This window comes from Streptomyces sp. NPDC059564 (assembly GCF_042735575.1).
Taxonomy (GTDB): Bacteria; Actinomycetota; Actinomycetes; order Streptomycetales; family Streptomycetaceae; genus Streptomyces.
The window spans coordinates 1-17,862 of sequence record NZ_JBHWBP010000014.1; the positions used below are offsets into that span (position 1 = coordinate 1).

Sequence of the window (17,862 nt, forward strand, 5' to 3'; positions counted from 1 at the left end):
GTTCGAGCCAGGTGAAGCCGAACAGGCCTGCGGCGGCGGGCCATTGGCCGAGCCGGCCGGGCAGGGGCCGGCCCGCGGCGGGCGCGCGGCGGCGGGCCCGGCAGAGCAGCCGGTGCAGGGTGCGCAGCGGGTTGAGGAGGCGCCAGACGGGACCGAGGAGAAGGGAGGCGGGGACGAGTCCGACCCAGAGGAGGACGTAGACGGCACCGGGAGCGGGGTTGCGGGCGGGGTCGTCGGGACCGAGGAGGAGGTGGAGGAGTACGGCGAGGGCCGCGGCGAGACCGAGCCCGCGCAGGGCGGTGCGGGTGGCCGGCGCGTCGGCCGCCCGCTGGAGCCCGGCGGGCAGGGTCAGGCCGGAGCGGTCGCCGCGGAAACGGGAGACGGACCAGAGGAGGCCGAGCGCGAGGAAGGAGACGAACAGCGCGGCGAAGGCTCCGGCGAAGGCGTAGAAGGGAGAGATGGGCAGATCGTGCTGGGAGCCGATCCCGTGCGCGAGCAGGGTCGACGGGTCGGCCGGGTGAAGGACCACGCCCTGGCCGGGCCCCGCCCCGAGCTCGGGCACGGCCACGGGTCCCGCCGCTCCTGCCACCGGTCCCGCCTGCGCTCCGGGCCACACCCCGGGCGAGGCCGCCCGGCCCAGGGCCGCCGCCCCGAGGCCGGGGGTCATCGGACGAGGAGCTGGGTCAGGACGAGCCCGGACGCGTGGGTCTCCACCTCGAAGAGGCCTGTGCGGTCCGCGGTGAGGACCAGGGTGGCCTCCTGGCCGGCGGGCAGGGCGAGTTCCTTGTCGTAGCCGTGGACGTGCAGGGTGTCGGCGCGGTCGCTGGTGACGCGCAGGGCGATGCGCTCGCCGCGCTTGACCTCGGTGCGGCTGGTGGCGGGTACGACCTTGCCGTCCCGGACGGTGAGGGTGACGGTCCGGTCGGCCTGCGGTGCCTCGGGGGGTGCCGGTGAGCCGGTCGGGGTGGTGTCGGGGTGACGGTGGGACTCCTGGCCCGGAGGGCCCGCGGTCAGCGCGACGGTTGCCTCGACCGGTTTGCCGGCGACGGCCCAGGCGGTGTGGTCGTCGGCGTAGAGGCGGACGGTCAGGGTGTGCGCGCCCTCGGGCACCTGCGCCGCGGGCAGGTGGAACCAGGGGCCGTACACCCGGGCCAGTTTGCGGCCGTCGAGGTCGAGGTGGGCGTGGCCGGCGCCCGGGAGGGCGGCGCCGCCCGTGCTGTCGGGGGTGAAGTGGAAGTTGGTCACCGCGAGTTGGAGGTTCCAGCCATCTTCGGAGTCGGGGCGGACGGTGAGCTTCACCTCCGGTGCGCCCTGGGCGGGGACCTCGCGCAGGCGGTGGCCGCCGCCGTCCTCGGTGTCGAGCAGGGTGCCGGTGCTGCCGGAGGCCTGTTCGTGGGTGGTGCCGGGTTTGTGGTGGGTGGTGGCCCTGCCTCCGCAGCCCGTGGCCGCGCCGCCCGCGAGGAGCAGCAGCACGGCGACGAGCACTGCCGTGCGGGTGGGGCGCCGGGGCGGGCGGGGCGCCGGGGCGGGCGGCCGGCAGACGTCGCACCGGATGTCTTCCTGCGCGGGGACGTTCAATTCGGTCCTCCGGTATCCGGTAGGGGTCGGAGCCGACGCCAGTCGCCACCTGCCCGGCATGGGTGCGGGCGACGGCTGGGGGTCAGGCCTCGGGACGAGGGTCACGGCCGACGCCTCGGCCGGGTTGGGCCGGTGGCCGGGATGCGGGTCGGGGTGGGTGCGGGGGTCACCCGGTGGTGGGTGGGGTCAGGCGGTCCGAAGAGTGGGCCGGGGCGGGGCTTGGCCGTCCGAGGGGGCGGTGGGGTGGGCCGGGGTCGGCGGGGTCGGGCGGGCTGCGGCGACGGCCGCCCACAGCACCCAGACCACCGCGATCAGGGACCGTATCCAGGCGGGGCTCAGCGGGATCCAGGGGATCATCAGGACGGCCTTGTCGAAGGCGTCCAGCAGGGTCAGGGCTCCCAGCAGCAGGGTCAGGCGCGCCAGCCAGGGGCGCCCGGGCCGCAGGGCCAGGCCGGTGCCGGTCCACCACAGGCCGAGCAGGAGCAGGGCCAGGGCCGGGACGAAGGTGTCCTGCAGCGGCATGGTGGAGCCGGCCACGTCCAGGGCCAGCCCGGCCAGCCCCAGCAGGGCGGCCACCGTGCCCGGCCGGGAGCGGCGCAGGCGGCGCCACCACAGCACCCCGCCGACCAGCAGCAGCACCGCCGCCACGGCCAGCGCGGCCTGCGTCTCCACCCGCTCCAGGCCACGGGCCCCGTACCAGTCGCAGCCGGCCGGGAGTTTGCGGGCCTGGACGTTGTAGTCCGCGCAGACCAGCAGCTGCGCGAGCTTCACCGGTTCGCCCACCAGCCGGGCGGAGGCGCCGCTGACCGCGCCGCGGGCGTCCCCGCACTGCGGGAGGGTGCCCGGGGTGGAGCCGTCGGGGCCGTCCTGCCAGCAGTTGCCGCGGCCCTGCCCGTCCCACCACACGTCGGTGCCGTTGGGGCGGGAGGCGCCGGACTTGTCCTTGCCGAGGACGTTGCCCGCGTACCGGTTGTGGTGGGAGGTGTCGGTCTGCTTCGACCACTTCTCCTCGCCGCGGATGAAGGCCGGCACCGCGCTGAGGAAGAAGCCCGCGCGCCGGTGCCCGTAGACCCAGTTGTCCTCGTAGAGGTTCCAGTTGCCTCCGGCGGTGATGATGCCGGTGCCCGGCGGCATGGAGATCTGCGGGCAGACCACCCCCTGCTCGTAGCCGCGCTCGACGGGCGGCTTCGCGCAGGTGCCGTCGGCCACGTAGGGGTAGTAGTCGGCGTTGTTGTCGTGGATCAGGTTCCGCTCGAAGCGAGCGTGGTTCTGCGGGAGGCCGGGGTGTCCGGGGAAGGCGCTGTCCATCGAGGCGCCGCCCATGTTCTGGTCGAACTCGTTGTCGTGCACCCAGACCGAGTCACCGGCGGTGCCGGAGTACCCGACCATGTTGTGGTGGCTGCGGCAGCCGGTGATCTCGATGGAGTACCGGGGCACGTCGTAGCCGCGCCCGTCGTTGATGTTGGAGGCGCTGCCGGGGTAGATGCCGGAGTCGCCGTTGCCGTACGACTCGCAGTTCTTGTACAGCCCGTGGTCGCTGGCGAAGGTGAGGAAGCCGTATTCGTCGTTCCAGCGGGTCAGTACGTCGTCGATGACGAAGCCGTCGCCGGCCAGTACGTACAGGGAGTTGAAGGTGGTGCGCTGCGCGGTGAAGTTGCGGAAGTAGATGCCGTTCGACTGGTCGGCGCGGATGGCGTTCAGCTTCTGGTACTTGGCGTCGATGACGACGTCGGTGCGCGAGGCGCCGGTGCCCTCGATCTGGAGGCCGGTCTTTCCGAGGATCGCGACGAGGTTCTGGTTGTGGCGGCAGGCCAGCTGCTGCTCGTAGGACAGGATCTGGTAGCCCAGCGCGGAAAAGGGGGCCTTCAGCGCGGCGCACTCGTCCGTCGGTATGGGGAGCGAGGGCTCCTCCTCGTAGAGGCCGGGGAGGATCGCGATGTTCATCCCGGGGCGGTCGACGGCGTCCACGGCCTCCTGGAGGTGGCGGTAGCCGGTCTTCTCGCAGCGTTCGTAGAGGGCGAGGTTGCGGCGGCGCAGATCGTCGGGGAACGCGGCGATCCGGCGTTCGAAGGCGGGCCGGTCGGTCTTGCAGACGATCAGGTCGGGCTCGGCGGCGCGGTACTGCGGGACGGAGCCGGTGCCGTCGGGGAGGGCGACGGGGCGCTCTTCGTGCGCGCGGGCGGCGGGCGCGGCGGCGAAGAGGGACAGGAGGGCGAGCAGGGCGGCGAGGAGCGCCGCCGGCACGGCAGGGAACCTGCGGGTCCACGACATGCGCGAGAGAGTAGAGCATTGTTCACCTTTTGGGATCCCCCCGTGCGCGATCCCGCGGAGCCCTGACCGGATCGCCGCGCCGGGCGCCCCGGCCGGACCCGCCGGGCAGTGGGGATTCGGCCATGTGGAGCGTGGGGGCGTTGACGGGGTGGGCGGGGAATCCTACTGTCTGGCATAGGATTCCTTCGACGGAGCGGGAGCAGCACATGAGCGAGCAGGCCAGGAAGACGGCGGAGGCGCTGGAGTACCTCACCGGCTTCGGCAACGAGCACAGCTCGGAGGCCGTGCCCGGCGCACTCCCCCACGGCCGCAACTCGCCCCAGCGCGCCCCCCTCGGCCTCTACGCGGAGCAGCTCAGCGGCAGCGCCTTCACCGAGCCGCGCCGCCACAACCGGCGCTCGTGGCTGTACCGGATCCGCCCCTCGGCCGCACACCCCGCCTTCACCCGGACCGGCAACGGCGCCCTGCGCACCGCGCCCTTCACCGAGGCCGTCCCGGACCCCAACCGGCTGCGCTGGAACCCGCTGCCCGACCCGGCCCCCGGCACCGACTTCCTGGCCGGCCTGTGGACCCTGGGCGGCAACGGCGACGCCGCCCAGCGCACCGGCATGGCCATCCATCTCTACGCCGCCAACGCCCCCATGACGGACCGGGTGTTCAGCGACTCGGACGGCGAGCTGCTGATCGTCCCGGAACGCGGCGGGCTGCTGCTGCGCACCGAATTCGGCCTGCTGAGCGCGGGCCCCGGCGAGGTGGCCCTGATCCCGCGCGGCGTCCGTTTCCGCGTCGAGCCCCTGGACGACCTGGCCCGCGGCTACGTCTGCGAGAACTACGGGCAGCCCTTCGAGCTGCCCGACCTCGGCCCGATCGGCGCCAACGGCCTCGCCGCCGCGCGCGACTTCCGGGCGCCGGTCGCCGCGTACGAGGACGCGGAGCGCCCGACCGAGGTGGTCAACAAGTTCTGCGGCAACCTCTGGTCGGCGACCTACGACCACTCCCCGCTCGACGTGGTGGCCTGGCACGGCACGCACGTCCCGTACGTCTACGACCTGCGCCGCTTCAACGTCATCGGGTCGATCAGCTACGACCACCCCGACCCGTCGATCTTCACGGTGCTGACCTCGCCCTCCGACACCGCGGGCCTGGCGGGCGTGGACTTCGTGGTGTTCGCCCCGCGCTGGCTGGTCGGCGAGGACACCTTCCGTCCGCCGTACTTCCACCGGAACGTGATGAGCGAGTACATGGGCCTGATCGAGGGGGCCTACGACGCCAAGGCCGAGGGTTTCGTGCCCGGCGGCGGCTCGCTGCACAACATGATGTCCGCGCACGGCCCGGACCGGGAGACCTTCGACCGCGCCAGCGCCGCCGAACTGAAGCCGCAGAAGATCGACGACGGACTGGCCTTCATGTTCGAGACCCGCTGGCCGATCACCGCCACCCCCCAGGCGGCCGGTGCGGAGCACCTCCAGCGCGGATACGACGACGTCTGGGAGGGTCTCCAGCGCCACTTCCGCGCCTAACATGCGCATGCGTGCGCGCGCATCCCGGTGCGCGCACGCCCGCCGCCTGCATTCCAGCCTTCCGCCGTACGGAGAACCACCCGTGACCGCCTTCGCCCCCGACTCCCTCGTACTGAACCGGAAGCTGCCCCTCTGGTACCAGGTGTCGCAGTCCCTGCGCGCCTCGATACTCGGCCGCACCCCGGACGCCTCGCTGCGGCTGCCGACCGAGGAGCAGCTCGCCGAGCACTACGGGGTGAGCGTCCTGACGATGCGCCAGGCGCTCAAGGAGCTGGAGGGCGAGGGGCTGATCAGCCGCCACCGCCGGCGCGGCACCTTCATCGAGCCGGGCGCGCGGCGCAGCGCCCCGGTGCGACTGCTGGGGTCGGTGGACGCGATCGTGGCCCAGCAGTCGGGCGAGCGGACGAAGATCCTCGGCCGGGAGCGGACGCCCGTGTCCGGGGAGCTGCTGGAGCACTTCCCGGACACCGCGGAGGTGGTCACGTACCGCAGGCTGCGGCTCGACGGGGAGAGCGGGGAGCCGACCAACTGGGCCGAGAACGCGGTCCGCCCGGAGTTCGCCGACGCCGTGGACCTGGACGATCTGGTGCGCTGGCCGATGACGAAGGTGCTGCGCGACGTGGTCGGGGTCCGGATCAGCCGGATCACCGACACCGTCGAGGCGCGGCTGGCCGACCCGGTCACGGCCGAACTGCTCCAGGTGCCGCTGCTGAGCCCGATCCTGCACTACACGGGCGTGACGTACGACGAGGACGGACGGGTGGCCGACGTGGCGCGGATCCGGTACCGGGGCGACCGGTTCTCCTTCACCGTGACCGTCGACGCGCCCTGACCCCGGCCGGCCCGGCCGCTCCCACTCCCACTCCCACTCCCGCTACCGGTCCTCGCCCATCTCCTCCGTGCCGCGTTCGCCCTCGGCCTGGGAGGGCGTGGTGCGCATCGTCTGGGGGTGCCGTTCCTTGCGCTGCTTCTCGTCCATGTCCTCGTCGAGGCGTTCCCCCTCGGCCTGCGACGGCGTCGAGTACTCGTCGTACTGGCTCATGACCGACTCCTGCATCGGTACGGATGGGTACATAAGGAGCGTAACGCTTCGGCCGGGACACGGCCCGGGCCCGGCGCCCCGTCGCTACCATCTGCCGGGTGAGCGAAGACGTACCGCTGCTGGACGATCTGATGCCCTGGTCCGTGGGCGGCCTGCGCCTGGGCCGGGACTGGGTGGCCGCGCCGGATCCGGCCACCCTGCGCGCCCGCTGGACGGCCCTGACCGGCGCCGAAGGAGCGGAGCGGGAGCGGCTGTTCCGGCCGAGCCGGACCCGTACGCCCTCGGCGGGGGCGGCCGCGCTGCCGGGGCAGCGTTCGGCGACGGCCCGCTTCTCCGAGGCGCCGGGCCCGTTCCCCGATCCCGTACGGGTGGTCCGCTCGCCCTTCGACGAGCAGTGGCTGCTGCCCGACCAGCGGCTGATCGACTCGGCCCGGCCGGAGCTGTGGCGGGTCCTCGACGCGCAGCAGCTGTTCACGGTGGAGGCCCCGGAGCCGCTGGTCACCGCCCATCTCCCGGCGGGCCGGCTCGGCCGGATCCGCCCGCTGCACCGGCGCCCGGGCGGCGCCGAGCCGAATCTGGCGCCGGGCCTGCTGCCGCTGCTGGGGGCGCGCCACGGCGGCTGGGTCACCCCGGAGGACGTGCTGTGCTGGATCCTCGCCGCGGGCCGCCCGGGCCCCCGCGGGTACGAGGTCCCGCTCGCGGCGGACCCGGAGCGCTGGCGGGCCGGGCTGGAGCTGGGCCACCGGCTGCTCACCGTACAGCTGCGCGGGGCGCGCGGCGGGGAGCCGCCCCGGCTGCCGGGCGGGCGGCGGCCGTACGTGCGCGCGGCGGTCACGGTGTGGCCGCAGGGGCTCGGCTACGACCCGGAGGCCGAGACGCTGACCCTCGGCGACGGGGCGATCTCCCCGGTGCCGGTGGCGGCCTGGGAGTACGAGGCGCAGGGCGCGCGGGTGCTGGAGGCCTGGTTCGCCGCCCGGAACGCGCACCGGGATCCGCAGGCGCGGGGCCTGGAGGCGCTCGGCCCCGCGCAGTGGCCGCAGGCCTGGACCTCGGAGCTGCCGGCCCTGGTGACGACCCTGGCGCTGCTGGCCGGTCTGGCCCCGGAGCGGGCGGCGTTCACGCCGGGGCCCCCGCTGACGGGCTCCGAGCTGACGGCCGCCGGGGTACTGCCGCCGCCGCGCTGGGCCCGGCGGCCGGCTTCGGTCCTGGACCACCACGAGGAGGGCCCGGGCGGCCAGTTCGCCCTGCTCTGAACCGGGCGGCCTGAACGGCCGCCCCGAGCGGCCGCCCGGGGCGGCCATCCTGAGCCGCCGCTTCGAGCGGCCGCCCCGAGCCGTCCGAGCGGCTGCCCTGGGCGGCCGCCTCAAGCGCCCCGACCGCCCCGACCGCTCCGAACAGCCGCCCTAGACCCCGCCCCATCCGCCCAGCAAGCGGCCGACCGAGCGGTCGAAGACGGCCGCCATGTCCAGCCCGGGCGCGGGTACGGGGCCGCTCGCGGCGAGGGCGGCCGCGAGGCGCGGGTACTCCCCCGTCGCCAGCCGGGAGCCGAGCCAGGCGGCCCGTACGTCCTGCTCGGCGGTTTCGCTCCACGGCAGCGAGCGGGCCCGTTCGGCCAGGGCCAGTTCACCCGCCACGAAGGTGGACGCCATGCCGTTGACGGCGGCGACCAGCTCCAGCTTCTCCCCGGCGGACACCTCCAGCGGCGCCAGGCAGTCCAGGCTGTGCTCCAGGTACCGCAGGGCGTTCGGGCCGAAGCCGTACACCGGGCTCAGCAGCCGCGGCAGCCACGGGTGGCGCCGCATCAGGGCGCGGGTCTGCCGGGCGAGTGCGAGCAGGTCGGCCCGCCAGTCGCTGGTCGGCGGGGTGAACTCGTACTCCCCGCTGACGGTGTCGACCATCAGCTCGTGGAGGTCCTCCTTGCGGGGGACGTAGTTGTACAGGGACATCGTCCCCGCGCCGATCCCCGCCGCCACGCGCCGCATGGAAACGGCCTCGATCCCCTCCGCGTCGGCGATCCGCACCGCCTCGGCCGCGATGGAGTCCCGGCTGTGGGCGGGACGCGGTCCGCGCCCGGCCCGCACGGGGCGGGTCCAGATCACTTCGGGTTCAGCGGGGCTCCCGCCGGCTGTCATCGGTCACATCACCTCGTCGTCTCGCCACCATCTTAGTTACGTACACCGTACGTAGTGGGGTAGGGTTCCGCACATGACAACTACGTACGCTGTACTTAGTGAAGGTCTGGAGAAGCACTACGGGGAGGTACGCGCCCTGCGCGGCCTGGACCTGGCCGTGCCCGAGGGCTCCGTCTGCGGGCTGCTGGGCCCCAACGGCGCGGGCAAGACCACCGCCGTCCGGATCCTCACCACCCTCACCGCACCCACCGCCGGCCGCGCCCTGGTCGCGGGCCAGGACGTCACCGGGGACCCGGCCGCCGTCCGCCGCGCCATCGGGGTCACCGGCCAGTACGCCTCCGTCGACGGGGACCTCACCGGCCGGGAGAACCTCCGGCTGTTCGCCCGCCTCGCCGGACTGCGCGGCCGGGCCGGGCGCGAGCGCGCCGACGGCCTGCTGGAGCGCTTCGGGCTCGCCGAGGCCGCCGACCGCGTGGCCTCGACCTGGTCGGGCGGCACGAAACGGCGCCTCGACCTCGCCGCCGGTCTGATCACCCGCCCCCGGGTGCTGTTCCTGGACGAGCCCACGACCGGCCTGGACCCGGCGGCCCGCGCGCACATCTGGACGGCGGTACGCGAACTCGCGGACGAGGGCACCACGGTGCTGCTCACCACCCAGTACCTGGAGGAGGCCGACCGGCTCGCCGACGACGTCGTGGTCGTCGACCGCGGCCGGGCCGTCGCCACCGGCGCCCCCGCCGCCCTCAAGGCCCGGATCGGCTCCTACGCCGAGGTCACCGTCGCCCGGGAGCCGGACCTCGCGGGCGCGGCCGCGGTCCTCGACCGGCTCACCGGGGGCCTGCCCGCCCTGGACGCCGAACGCCTCACGGTCGGGGTGACCGTCCTGGACCCCGGGCTCACCCTGCCCCGGGTCATCCGCGCCCTCGACTCCGCCGGCATCCCGGTGACGGACGCGAGCCTGCGCCCGCCCACCCTCGACGAGGTCTTCCTGCGCCTCACCCGAACCACGGCCACCACAGCCACCACCGCCAACTCCACCCCCACCCCGCAGAAGGAGAACGCCGCGTGAGCACCCTGCTGTCGGACGGCGGCGCCGTCCTCACCCGCCAGCTCCAGAAGGCCCGGCACGCCCCGGCGCTGCTGATCCTGACCCAGACCATGCCGATCACGATGCTGCTCTTCTTTGGGTACGTCTTCGGCAGCGCGCTCGCCATGCCCGGCTCCGAGTACCGCGAGTTCCTGGTGCCCGGGCTGCTCGCGGCGACCGCCGCCAACGGCCTGATGACCGGCATGTTCACGGCCGCGCAGGACGCGCACCGCGGGGTGATGGACCGCTTCCGGACCCTGCCGATGAGCCGGACCGCCGTCCCGCTGGGGCAGACGACCGCCGACCTGTTGACCACGGCGGTGTCGATGGTGCCGCTGATGCTGGTGGGTCTCGCGATGGGCTGGCGGATCGAGAACGGACTGCCGGGCGCGCTCGGGGCGCTGGGCGTGCTGCTGCTGTTCCGCTTCGCCGCCGCCTGGGCGGGCACGTACCTCGGGCTGGTGAGCCGGAGCGAGGAGGCCGCGGGCCAGCTCGGCAGCGCCACCTTCCTGCTGCCGATGCTGTCCAGCGCCTACCTGCCGACGTCCGGGCTGCCCGGCTGGCTGCGGACGGTCGCGGAGTGGAACCCGATCAGCGCCGTCGCCACCGCCGTACGGGAGCTGTGCGGGAACGCGGGCGGGCAGGCGGCGCCGGGCGCGGCCTGGCCGGCGGCGCATCCGGTGGCCGGGGCGGTGCTGTGGTCGCTGCTCCTGCTGGCGCTGTGCGTGCCCGCGGCCACCCGCCGGTTCGCGCGGGGCCCGGCCTGAACCCGTACGACGCCCACGGGAGCCCCTGGAGGGGGTGACAGACCGGGGCCGTCCGGGATAGGCATCGGGGTCATGGACACCGAAAAGACGGACACCGAACCGGCCCCCGCCGCCGAGCCGCCCCCGCCCGGGCCGCCGCCCCCGCTGCCCCTCCCCCTCGCCGGCCTCACGGTCGTCGCCGTCGAGCAGGCCGTCTCCGCCCCCTTCGCCACCCGCCAGCTCGCCGACCTCGGCGCCCGGGTCATCAAGGTGGAGCGCCCCGACGGCGGCGACTTCGCGCGTGCCTACGACACCGCCGCCCAGGGCCTGGCCTCGCACTTCGTGTGGGCCAACCGCGGCAAGGAGTCCGTCGCGCTCGACCTGAAGGACCCGCGCGGGCTGGAGCTGCTGCACGGCCTGCTCGACGGCGCCGACGTCTTCGTCCAGAACCTCGCGCACGGCGCCGCCGCCCGGCTCGGCCTCGACGCGGCCGCCCTGTGCGCCCGCTACCCGCGGCTGGTCGCGGTGGACATCTCCGGCTACGGGCCCGAAGGCCCGTACGCCCACAAGCGCGCCTACGACATGCTCGTGCAGTGCGAGGCCGGTCTGGTCTCGGTGACCGGCACGCCCGGGCGTCCCGTGAAGGCGGGGATCCCGGCCGCCGACATCGCCGCCGCCATGTACGCCTTCTCGGGGGTGCTCGCCGCCCTCCTGCGCCGCGGGACGACCGGGCGCGGCGGACCGGTGGAGGTGTCGATGCTGGACGCGCTCGCCGAGTGGATGGGGCATCCGCTGCACCACACGATGCACGGCGGGGAGCAGCCCGTACGGACGGGCCTGGCGCACGCGGTGATCGCGCCCTACGACGCCTACCCGACGGCCGACGGGGACCGCGTGCTGCTGTCGGTGCAGAACGACCGGGAGTGGCGGCGCCTCGCGCGGCAGGTGCTGGAGCGGCCGGACCTCGCGGAGGACCCGGCGTACGCGACGAACGCGGCCCGCACCCGCGGGCGGGAGAAGACCGACGCGGTGGTCGCGGAGGCGCTCGGCCGGCTCGGCGCGGACGAGGCGATCGGGCGGCTGGAGGCGGCGGGGATCGCCTGCGCGCGGCTCAACTCGGTGGCGCGGCTGGCGGAGCACCCGCAGCTGGCGGCACGGGACCGCTGGCGGCGGGTGGATTCACCGGCGGGCCCGCTGCGCGCGCTGCTGCCGCCGATCGGGCTGCCGGGCGGCGCGGAACCGCGGATGGGGGCGGTGCCCGCGCTCGGCGAACACACCGACGCCCTGCTGCGCGCCCTGGGGATGACGGGCGCGCAGCTCACGGCACTGCGCCGGGACGGTGTGATCGCCTGAGGCCGGGAGGGGTCGCCGGGGGATCCTCCCCGGTGACGCCGGAGTGGGTGCGGGGCCGGGGTGCGGCCGGGCGGGCCGGCCGCGTCGCGGGGGCAGTTACGAGCGGCGGCTGCCGAAGAGCGTGCGCCGCAGCCTGCGCAGCGGGGCGAACAGCGCGACGCGCGCGCTCCGGCTCCGCTGGACGTGCGTGTGGTCGCGGGAAGTGAGCTCGCGCATCAGCAGGGTCGCCTCGGCCGTCTCGTGGTGCGGGACGGCGGGACCGCCCAGCACGGCGAGATGGCGGTCGAGGCGCGAGCTGACCGCGCTGCTCCCGCAGGTGATGGCAGGCACGCGAGGCGGCCTGCTGCGAATCGCTATCTGTTCCATGTCTCTCCCCACCCGTACGAGGGCACCCGGCCCGGGCAGGGTAACCCTATCGCCCCGGCGTCACACTCGGGTATCCCGGTGGTGTGAATTACCCCTGTAGTTACGGGTAGTTGACGATTACTCAACGCAGTCGACCGTCACTCTCCGCACAAATCGGCCCACTTGGGGAACGCTCCGTGAGCGAGGTCGGGGAGTGCCGTCACGACAGGGGTCACCGGGCGCGCACTGCGCTAACTTGGAGTGATCACCCGGTGGCGCTTGGGGGTAGGCGTGAGTGGGAACGAAGGCGGGGACGCCGCGCGTGTCGTCGCCGGACGGTACCGGCTGCTCGGCCCGCTGGGCCGCGGCGGCATGGGAATCGTCTGGCGGGCCCGGGACGAGGTGCTGGGCCGCGAGGTCGCGGTCAAGGAGGTACGGGCGCCCGCCGGGCTGGATCCGGCCGAAGTGGCGCGGATGTACCGGCGCCTGGAGCGGGAGGCCTGGGCGGCCGCGCGGGTCACGCACCGCGGGGTCGTGACCGTCTACGACGTGGCGACCGAGGACGACCGGCCGTGGATCGTGATGGAGCTGGTGCGCGGGCTCTCGCTGGCGGAGGTGCTGGAGGGCGAGGGCCCGATGACCCCGCAGCGCGCCGCGCACCTGGGCGAGCAGGTGCTGGCCGCACTGCGCTCGGCGCACGAGGCGGGGGTGCTGCACCGCGACGTGAAGCCCGCCAACGTGCTGATCGCCAATGACGGGCGGGTGGTGCTGAGCGACTTCGGGATCGCGAGCCTGGAGGGCTCCTCGGCGATCACGATGACCGGCGAGGTGGTCGGCTCCCCCGAATTCCTGGCGCCGGAGCGCGCGTTGGGCCGTGAGCCCGGTCCCGAGTCGGACCTGTGGTCGCTCGGGGTGATGCTGTACGCGGCCGTGGAGGGGATCTCGCCGTTCCGGCAGGACACCCCGCTGTCCACGTTGCAGGCGGTGGTGGACCGGGAACCGCCGCCGCCGCGCCGGGCCGGTCCGCTGGAGCCCGTGCTGGAGGGGCTGTTGCGCAAGGACCCGCGGGAGCGGCTGGCCGCGGCGGAGGCCTCCCGGATGCTGCGGATCATCGGTGCGGGCGGGACCGTACGGGCCTCCGGCGGGCCGGTGGCGGGCGGCCCGGACGCTCCGACGGCCGCCCTGCACCCGGGGGACGGGCCGTACGGGGCGACCCCGCCGATGCCGCTGCCGACGCCCGCGTCCGGGGGCGGGGCCGGTCCCGGGCCGGCGCCGCGGCAGGGGCGGGCCGGGCTGGTGCTGACCTTCGGGATCGTGGTGCTGCTGCTGGCGCTGGCCCTGCTGGGCTGGCTCCTGCTGCGGGACACCGGCGGCGCCGACGGCAGCGCCGGGCCTTCGGGCACGGCCCCGCCCTCCGCGTCCGCTCCCGCCGCGCCGTCCGGTTCGGCGTCGGCCTCGCCCTCGCCCTCCGCGCCGGCGAGTTCGGCGCCCCCGCAGGGCGTCACCGTCTACGTGCACACCCTGCGCGCCGCCTACGGCGGGAGCTGCCCGCCGCCCGAGGTGGCCGCGCCCTCCTTCACCGGGACGCTGGAGGTGGCGCGCACGCCCGCCGTGGTGGAGTACCGCTGGGTGACACGCAGCGGGCCGGCGCCCGGGCCGGACTGGCAGAGCATCGCGTACGAGGCGGACGGGCCCCGGACACGCCAGCTGAACCACACCGAGTCCGGCGGCGGGACGGGCGCCGGCGCGACCCTGAAGGACGCGGTCCGGCTGGAGGTGCGCCGGCCGCAGCAGACGGCTTCGCCGTGGCTGGAGTTCTCCGTGACGTGCGAGAAGGAGACCCCGACGGGCGGGGTCTCCTCCCCTCCTGCTTCCGGTTCACCGAGCGGGACCCCGCCCCCGGGGCCCAAGCCGACGCCGGAGGCGAGCCCCTGAGCGGACCGCTGTCAGGCCTTGCCGGTGAAGACGGGCAGGTACCCGCCGGACTGTCCGGCGGCGGTGGGGTGGTACGACTCCCCGATGTCGAGCCAGTTGAGGCTGTGCAGCCACGCGTCGCCGGAGCAGATCTCGTGGCCCGTGAAGGATCCGGCGACCGAGGCGAAGGTGAAGCCGTGGTCGGCCGCGCGTTTGGCGATGGCGGCGTTGAGGTAGTCGGACGCGCCGTTTATGGCGCTGCGTTCGCCCTCGGTGAGGCCGGTGACGCAGGTTCCGTTCAGCTTGTAGAAGCGGGGATAGCCGAGGACGACCACCTTGGCGCCGGACGCCCGGCCGTGGATGGCGTTGTAGACCTGGTCGAGCTGGCCGGGGAGGGTGGAGTCCACGTACGCCTTGGCCTGGTTGACGCGGCTGACGCAGGTGGATTCGGACTGGAGCACACACGTCGTCATGACGTCGGCGAATCCGGCGTCGTTGCCGCCGATGGTGATGCTGACGAGGTCGGTGCCGGAGTTGAGCGGGCCGAGCTGGCCGTTGAGGACGTCACCCGTACGGGCGCCCGAGCAGGCGGCGAAGGAGAAGGTCTGGGGGGAGTGGGCGGCGGCCCAGAGGGCCGGGTAGGCACGGCTGGTGCGCTTGCAGTCGCCGCTGGCGCCGTCGTAGTTGCCGGCGCCGACGCCGGAGGAGTACGAGTCGCCGAGGGCGACGTAGCCGAAGTCGGCCTGGGCGGCGGCCGCCTGGCCGGCTCCGAGCAGGGTGGCGCCGGCGGCGAGGAGCAGGGAGGAGGTGAGGGCTGCGAAGCGCGACAGTCTGTTGCTCATGGATGCGGCTCCTTGTGGGGGTTACTCCTGAGTCCGTGGTACAAGCAGCCGCGACCTTGTGGAAGTGTTCATGCCAAGAATGTTCGGGGCAGGGTTGACCCGGAACCTTCACCCGCGACGCGTTTGAAGAGGGAATCCGACACCGGCACGGCACTCGATCCGGCGAAACACGGGTGCATGAGGCCACATCGTGCCGGATCATGGGCGCCATGCCAGCAGACCCGCAGGACGCACTGCCGATTCGCCTGAACGTGGACGACAGTGACTCACCGTCGGATGTCGTCGACGCCCTGTTCCTCGGCCGGTTCGCGTCCGGCGAGCAGCCCTACGCGCAGAGCGTGACGATCGACCGGGTGAAGCCGGAGGCGACGCTGCTGCCGCCGCGGGCGACCGTACTGCGCTCGGCGCGCGACACCGACCGCAGCGCCACGCTCGCCGAGGGCGAGGGCTGGACCGTGCTCGTCTCCCGCTGGAGCCGGGGCGCCGACGTGACGGTGACGGCCATCAGCGACGAACTCGCCGCCGGTGTCCTGGAGGAGGCCACGGAGGGGGCGCAGGACGAGCCCGAACCGCAGCCCGACAACGTCACGATGGGCTTCTGGTACGTCTCCCCGCGCCGCGGCCCCTACCGCACGACCCGGCAGATCTCCGCCGGGACCTGGGACGAGGTGCGACCGAACTACACCGCGCCGGTGGCGGCGGCGATGGACCGGCTGATGAAGGTCACCCCGGACGACATCGCGGGCCGGCTGCTGCTCCTGCACGGCCCGCCGGGCACCGGGAAGACGTCGGCGCTGCGCACGCTGGCCCGGTCGTGGCGGGAGTGGTGCCAGGTGGACTGCGTCCTGGACCCGGAGCGGCTGTTCAACGACGTGGGCTACCTGATGGACATCGCGATCGGCGAGGACGAGGGCTCCGCGAAGGGCCGTTGGCGGCTGCTGCTGCTGGAGGACTGCGACGAGCTGATCCGCGGGGAGGCCCGGCACACGGCGGGCCAGGCGTTGTCCCGGCTGCTGAACCTGACGGACGGTCTGCTGGGGCAGGGCCGCAACGTGCTGGTCGGCGTCACGACCAACGAGGACCTGGAGCGGCTCCACCCCGCCGTGGTCCGCCCGGGGCGGTGCCTGGCCCGCATCGAGGTCGGCCCGCTGACCCGGCGGGAGTCGGTGGACTGGCTCGGCACGGACGAGGGCGTGCCCCGCGAGGGCGCGACCCTGGCGGAGCTGTTCGCCCTGCGACGCGGCACGGGCCCGGCGGCGGTCGTCCCCGCCCAGCCCCACACCTCGGAGGCGGGCCTCTACCTCTAGCGCCGCGCCTGGGCCGGGCGCAGGGCGGCGGTCAGGGTCAGGCTGCCCGGGACCGCGGCGAAGGCTTCGCGGAGGCGGGCGGCCAGCGCGGTGCGCGACGGGGCGCCCGGGGAGGTGGTCCACGCCTCCAGGGCGCAGTGGAACGCCGCGACCAGGACGTCCAGGGCCAGCCGCGGGCGCAGGTCGCCGGGGTCGTCGAAGGCGAGGCGCCGGTGCAGGATCGCGAGCGCCGTGCGGGTGGTGCGGTCACAGAAGGCCAGGCCGTGCGCGCCCATGGACGGGGTCTCGGCGGCGAGCCGCCCGCCCAGCCGGACCCGGTGCGGCCAGTCGTCGGCGGTCATCGTGCCGAGTGCGGCCAGCAGGGACTCCTGAAGCATCTCCAGGACCGGGCGGCCCTCGGGTTCGCGGGTCTCCAGGTCGTCGAGGAAGGCCGCCCACAGGTCCTGGGTCGGCGCCATGGCGACGTCTTCCTTGCTGGTGAAGTTCCGGAAGAACGTCCGCTTGGACACCTCGACCGCGTCGCACAGTTCGTCGAGCGTCACCCCGTCGAAGCCCCGTCGGGTGAACAGGTCCAGGGCGGTGTCGACCAGCGCCTGGCGGGTGCGGATCTTCTTGCGTTCACGCAGCGGCGGACGCTCGGCGGGCTCACGTGACGGGGGTTCGGTGCTCATCGGAGCCAGTGTACCCAAGACGCGAATGCCTCCTATAGGTTTATGCCACTCAGTGGCACAACGATGCCGCCCGTCCTTGATGAGAGGCTCAACACCCATGCGCGCGCTGCTTGTCGACCGTTCCGCACCCGCAGGCCTGCGCCTCGGCGAGGCCCCCGACCCCCTGCCCACCCCTCACCAGGCACTCGTCCGGGTGACCGCGACCTCGCTCAACTTCGGCGAGGTCCGCCACGGGCTGGAGAGCGCACCCGAGGGCGCGGTGCTCGGCTGGGACGCCGCCGGGGTGGTCGTGCGGGCCGCCGCCGACGGCTCGGGCCCGGCCGCCGGCACCTCGGTGGTGACGCTCGGCACGGAGGGGGCCTGGGCCGAACTCCGGGCCGTGGACACCGACTTGATCGGCCTGGTCCCGGACGGAGCGGACCCGGGTGCGATCAGTACCGTCCCCGTGGCGGGCGCCAGCGCACTGCGCGCGCTGCGCCGGCTCGGCCCGATCCTCGGCCGGCGGGTGCTGGTCACCGGCGCGACGGGCGGTGTCGGCCGGTACGCCGTCCAGCTGGCCCGGCTCGGCGGCGCCCACGTCATCGCGTCCACCGGGGATCCGGACGCGCACGGCCCGGGTCTGCGGACCCTCGGCGCGCACGAGGTGGTCGCGGGCCCGCTCGCGGTCGACGCGCCGGTCGACGGCGTCGTCGACCTGGTCGGCGGCGGACAACTGGTCGACGCCTACGCCCGGTTGGCCGAGCACGGCACGCTCGTGGCCGTCGGACACGCGACGGACCAGGGCGAGGCGTTCCCGTACGGCGCCTTCTTCGGCGACCAGGGCCGCCACGACCGCACCCTCACCACGTTCTTCCTGCTCGCCTGCACGGACCTCGCCCCGGACCTGACCCGCCTGGCGGCCCTGGTGGCCTCCGGCGAACTCGACCCGCGGATCGCCTGGCGCGGGGGCTGGCACAAGGCCGCGGAGGCGGTCGAATCCCTGCTCGACCGCCGCCTCCACGGCAAGGCCGTCCTCGACCTGATCTGACCCGCCGTGCGCCGTGGGGGCCGGGGC

At 74.4% G+C, this 17,862-nt stretch carries 16 protein-coding genes and 1 pseudogene; 9 read left to right on the top strand and 8 right to left on the bottom strand.

From position 1 onward, the window contains the following. The 3 genes and pseudogenes from ACFV0Q_RS05295 to ACFV0Q_RS05305 form a co-directional block, all read right to left on the bottom strand. Nucleotides 1-529 (bottom strand): annotated as a pseudogene (locus ACFV0Q_RS05295) (hypothetical protein); the annotation flags it as partial. A 134-nt stretch (nt 530-663) separates the two neighbouring features. Further along, entirely contained in the window at nt 664-1,485 is an 822-nt protein-coding gene (locus ACFV0Q_RS05300) for a hypothetical protein (RefSeq protein WP_385000799.1), read from the bottom strand. 279 nt (nt 1,486-1,764) lie between these two features. Continuing rightward, nucleotides 1,765-3,849, bottom strand: a complete 2,085-nt coding sequence (locus tag ACFV0Q_RS05305; protein WP_385000693.1) for a right-handed parallel beta-helix repeat-containing protein — start codon at nt 3,847-3,849, stop codon at nt 1,765-1,767. A gap of 206 nt (nt 3,850-4,055) precedes the next feature. Here ACFV0Q_RS05305 and hmgA point away from each other — a divergent pair, with 206 nt between their 5' ends. Both hmgA and ACFV0Q_RS05315 read left to right on the top strand, forming a co-directional pair. Then, a complete protein-coding gene (gene hmgA, locus ACFV0Q_RS05310; RefSeq protein WP_385000696.1) occupies nt 4,056-5,369 on the top strand; it encodes a homogentisate 1,2-dioxygenase in 1,314 nt (437 codons plus the stop codon). Nucleotides 5,370-5,451: 82 nt separating this feature from the next. Further along, nucleotides 5,452-6,201, top strand: a complete 750-nt coding sequence (locus ACFV0Q_RS05315; protein ID WP_266578055.1) for a GntR family transcriptional regulator — start codon at nt 5,452-5,454, stop codon at nt 6,199-6,201. 42 nt (nt 6,202-6,243) lie between these two features. Here the strand turns inward: ACFV0Q_RS05315 and ACFV0Q_RS05320 are convergent, their stop codons facing one another. Then, the gene (locus ACFV0Q_RS05320; RefSeq protein ID WP_385000699.1) at nt 6,244-6,411 is read right to left on the bottom strand and encodes a hypothetical protein; all 168 of its coding nucleotides are present in this window, start codon (nt 6,409-6,411) and stop codon (nt 6,244-6,246) included. Nucleotides 6,412-6,542: 131 nt separating this feature from the next. On the opposite strand from ACFV0Q_RS05320, the gene ACFV0Q_RS05325 reads away from it, so the two are divergent. Beyond that, nucleotides 6,543-7,664, top strand: a complete 1,122-nt coding sequence (locus ACFV0Q_RS05325) for a type ISP restriction/modification enzyme (protein WP_385000802.1) — start codon at nt 6,543-6,545, stop codon at nt 7,662-7,664. A gap of 150 nt (nt 7,665-7,814) precedes the next feature. On the opposite strand, the gene ACFV0Q_RS05330 is transcribed toward ACFV0Q_RS05325, so the two are convergent. Beyond that, a complete protein-coding gene (locus ACFV0Q_RS05330; RefSeq protein ID WP_385000702.1) occupies nt 7,815-8,543 on the bottom strand; it encodes a TetR/AcrR family transcriptional regulator in 729 nt (242 codons plus the stop codon). Between the two features lie 73 nt (nt 8,544-8,616). Between ACFV0Q_RS05330 and ACFV0Q_RS05335 the strand changes: the two genes are divergently transcribed. From ACFV0Q_RS05335 to ACFV0Q_RS05345, 3 genes are all read left to right on the top strand, one after another. Beyond that, nucleotides 8,617-9,612, top strand: a complete 996-nt coding sequence (locus ACFV0Q_RS05335) for an ATP-binding cassette domain-containing protein (RefSeq protein WP_385000705.1) — start codon at nt 8,617-8,619, stop codon at nt 9,610-9,612. Next, nucleotides 9,609-10,397 carry an ABC transporter permease gene (locus ACFV0Q_RS05340; RefSeq protein ID WP_385000708.1) on the top strand — a complete coding sequence of 263 codons (789 nt, stop codon included), beginning with the start codon at nt 9,609-9,611 and terminating at the stop codon, nt 10,395-10,397. The genes ACFV0Q_RS05335 and ACFV0Q_RS05340 overlap by 4 nt, the downstream gene beginning before the upstream one ends. Nucleotides 10,398-10,469: 72 nt before the next feature. Next, nucleotides 10,470-11,729, top strand: a complete 1,260-nt coding sequence (locus ACFV0Q_RS05345; protein WP_385000711.1) for a CaiB/BaiF CoA transferase family protein — start codon at nt 10,470-10,472, stop codon at nt 11,727-11,729. A gap of 96 nt (nt 11,730-11,825) precedes the next feature. On the opposite strand, the gene ACFV0Q_RS05350 is transcribed toward ACFV0Q_RS05345, so the two are convergent. Then, nucleotides 11,826-12,095, bottom strand: a complete 270-nt coding sequence (locus tag ACFV0Q_RS05350; RefSeq protein ID WP_385000714.1) for a hypothetical protein — start codon at nt 12,093-12,095, stop codon at nt 11,826-11,828. A 351-nt stretch (nt 12,096-12,446) separates the two neighbouring features. Between ACFV0Q_RS05350 and ACFV0Q_RS05355 the strand changes: the two genes are divergently transcribed. Further along, a complete protein-coding gene (locus ACFV0Q_RS05355) occupies nt 12,447-14,009 on the top strand; it encodes a serine/threonine-protein kinase (protein WP_385000805.1) in 1,563 nt (520 codons plus the stop codon). An 11-nt stretch (nt 14,010-14,020) separates the two neighbouring features. Here ACFV0Q_RS05355 and ACFV0Q_RS05360 read toward each other — a convergent pair whose 3' ends face one another. Then, nucleotides 14,021-14,830: an SGNH/GDSL hydrolase family protein gene (locus tag ACFV0Q_RS05360; protein WP_385000717.1), complete on the bottom strand. Its 810-nt coding sequence runs from the start codon at nt 14,828-14,830 to the stop codon at nt 14,021-14,023. A 209-nt stretch (nt 14,831-15,039) separates the two neighbouring features. Between ACFV0Q_RS05360 and ACFV0Q_RS05365 the strand changes: the two genes are divergently transcribed. Next, on the top strand, nt 15,040-16,137 hold the full coding sequence (locus ACFV0Q_RS05365) for a DUF5925 domain-containing protein (protein WP_385000720.1): 1,098 nt from the start codon (nt 15,040-15,042) through the stop codon (nt 16,135-16,137). Here ACFV0Q_RS05365 and ACFV0Q_RS05370 read toward each other — a convergent pair. Beyond that, on the bottom strand, nt 16,134-16,808 hold the full coding sequence (locus ACFV0Q_RS05370; RefSeq protein WP_385000723.1) for a TetR family transcriptional regulator: 675 nt from the start codon (nt 16,806-16,808) through the stop codon (nt 16,134-16,136). The two genes, ACFV0Q_RS05365 and ACFV0Q_RS05370, sit on opposite strands and share 4 nt — an antisense overlap. 97 nt (nt 16,809-16,905) lie before the next feature. Between ACFV0Q_RS05370 and ACFV0Q_RS05375 the strand changes: the two genes are divergently transcribed. Next, nucleotides 16,906-17,835, top strand: coding sequence for a zinc-binding dehydrogenase (locus ACFV0Q_RS05375; RefSeq protein WP_385000726.1), 930 nt, complete (start codon nt 16,906-16,908; stop codon nt 17,833-17,835). Nucleotides 17,836-17,862 lie beyond the last annotated feature (27 nt).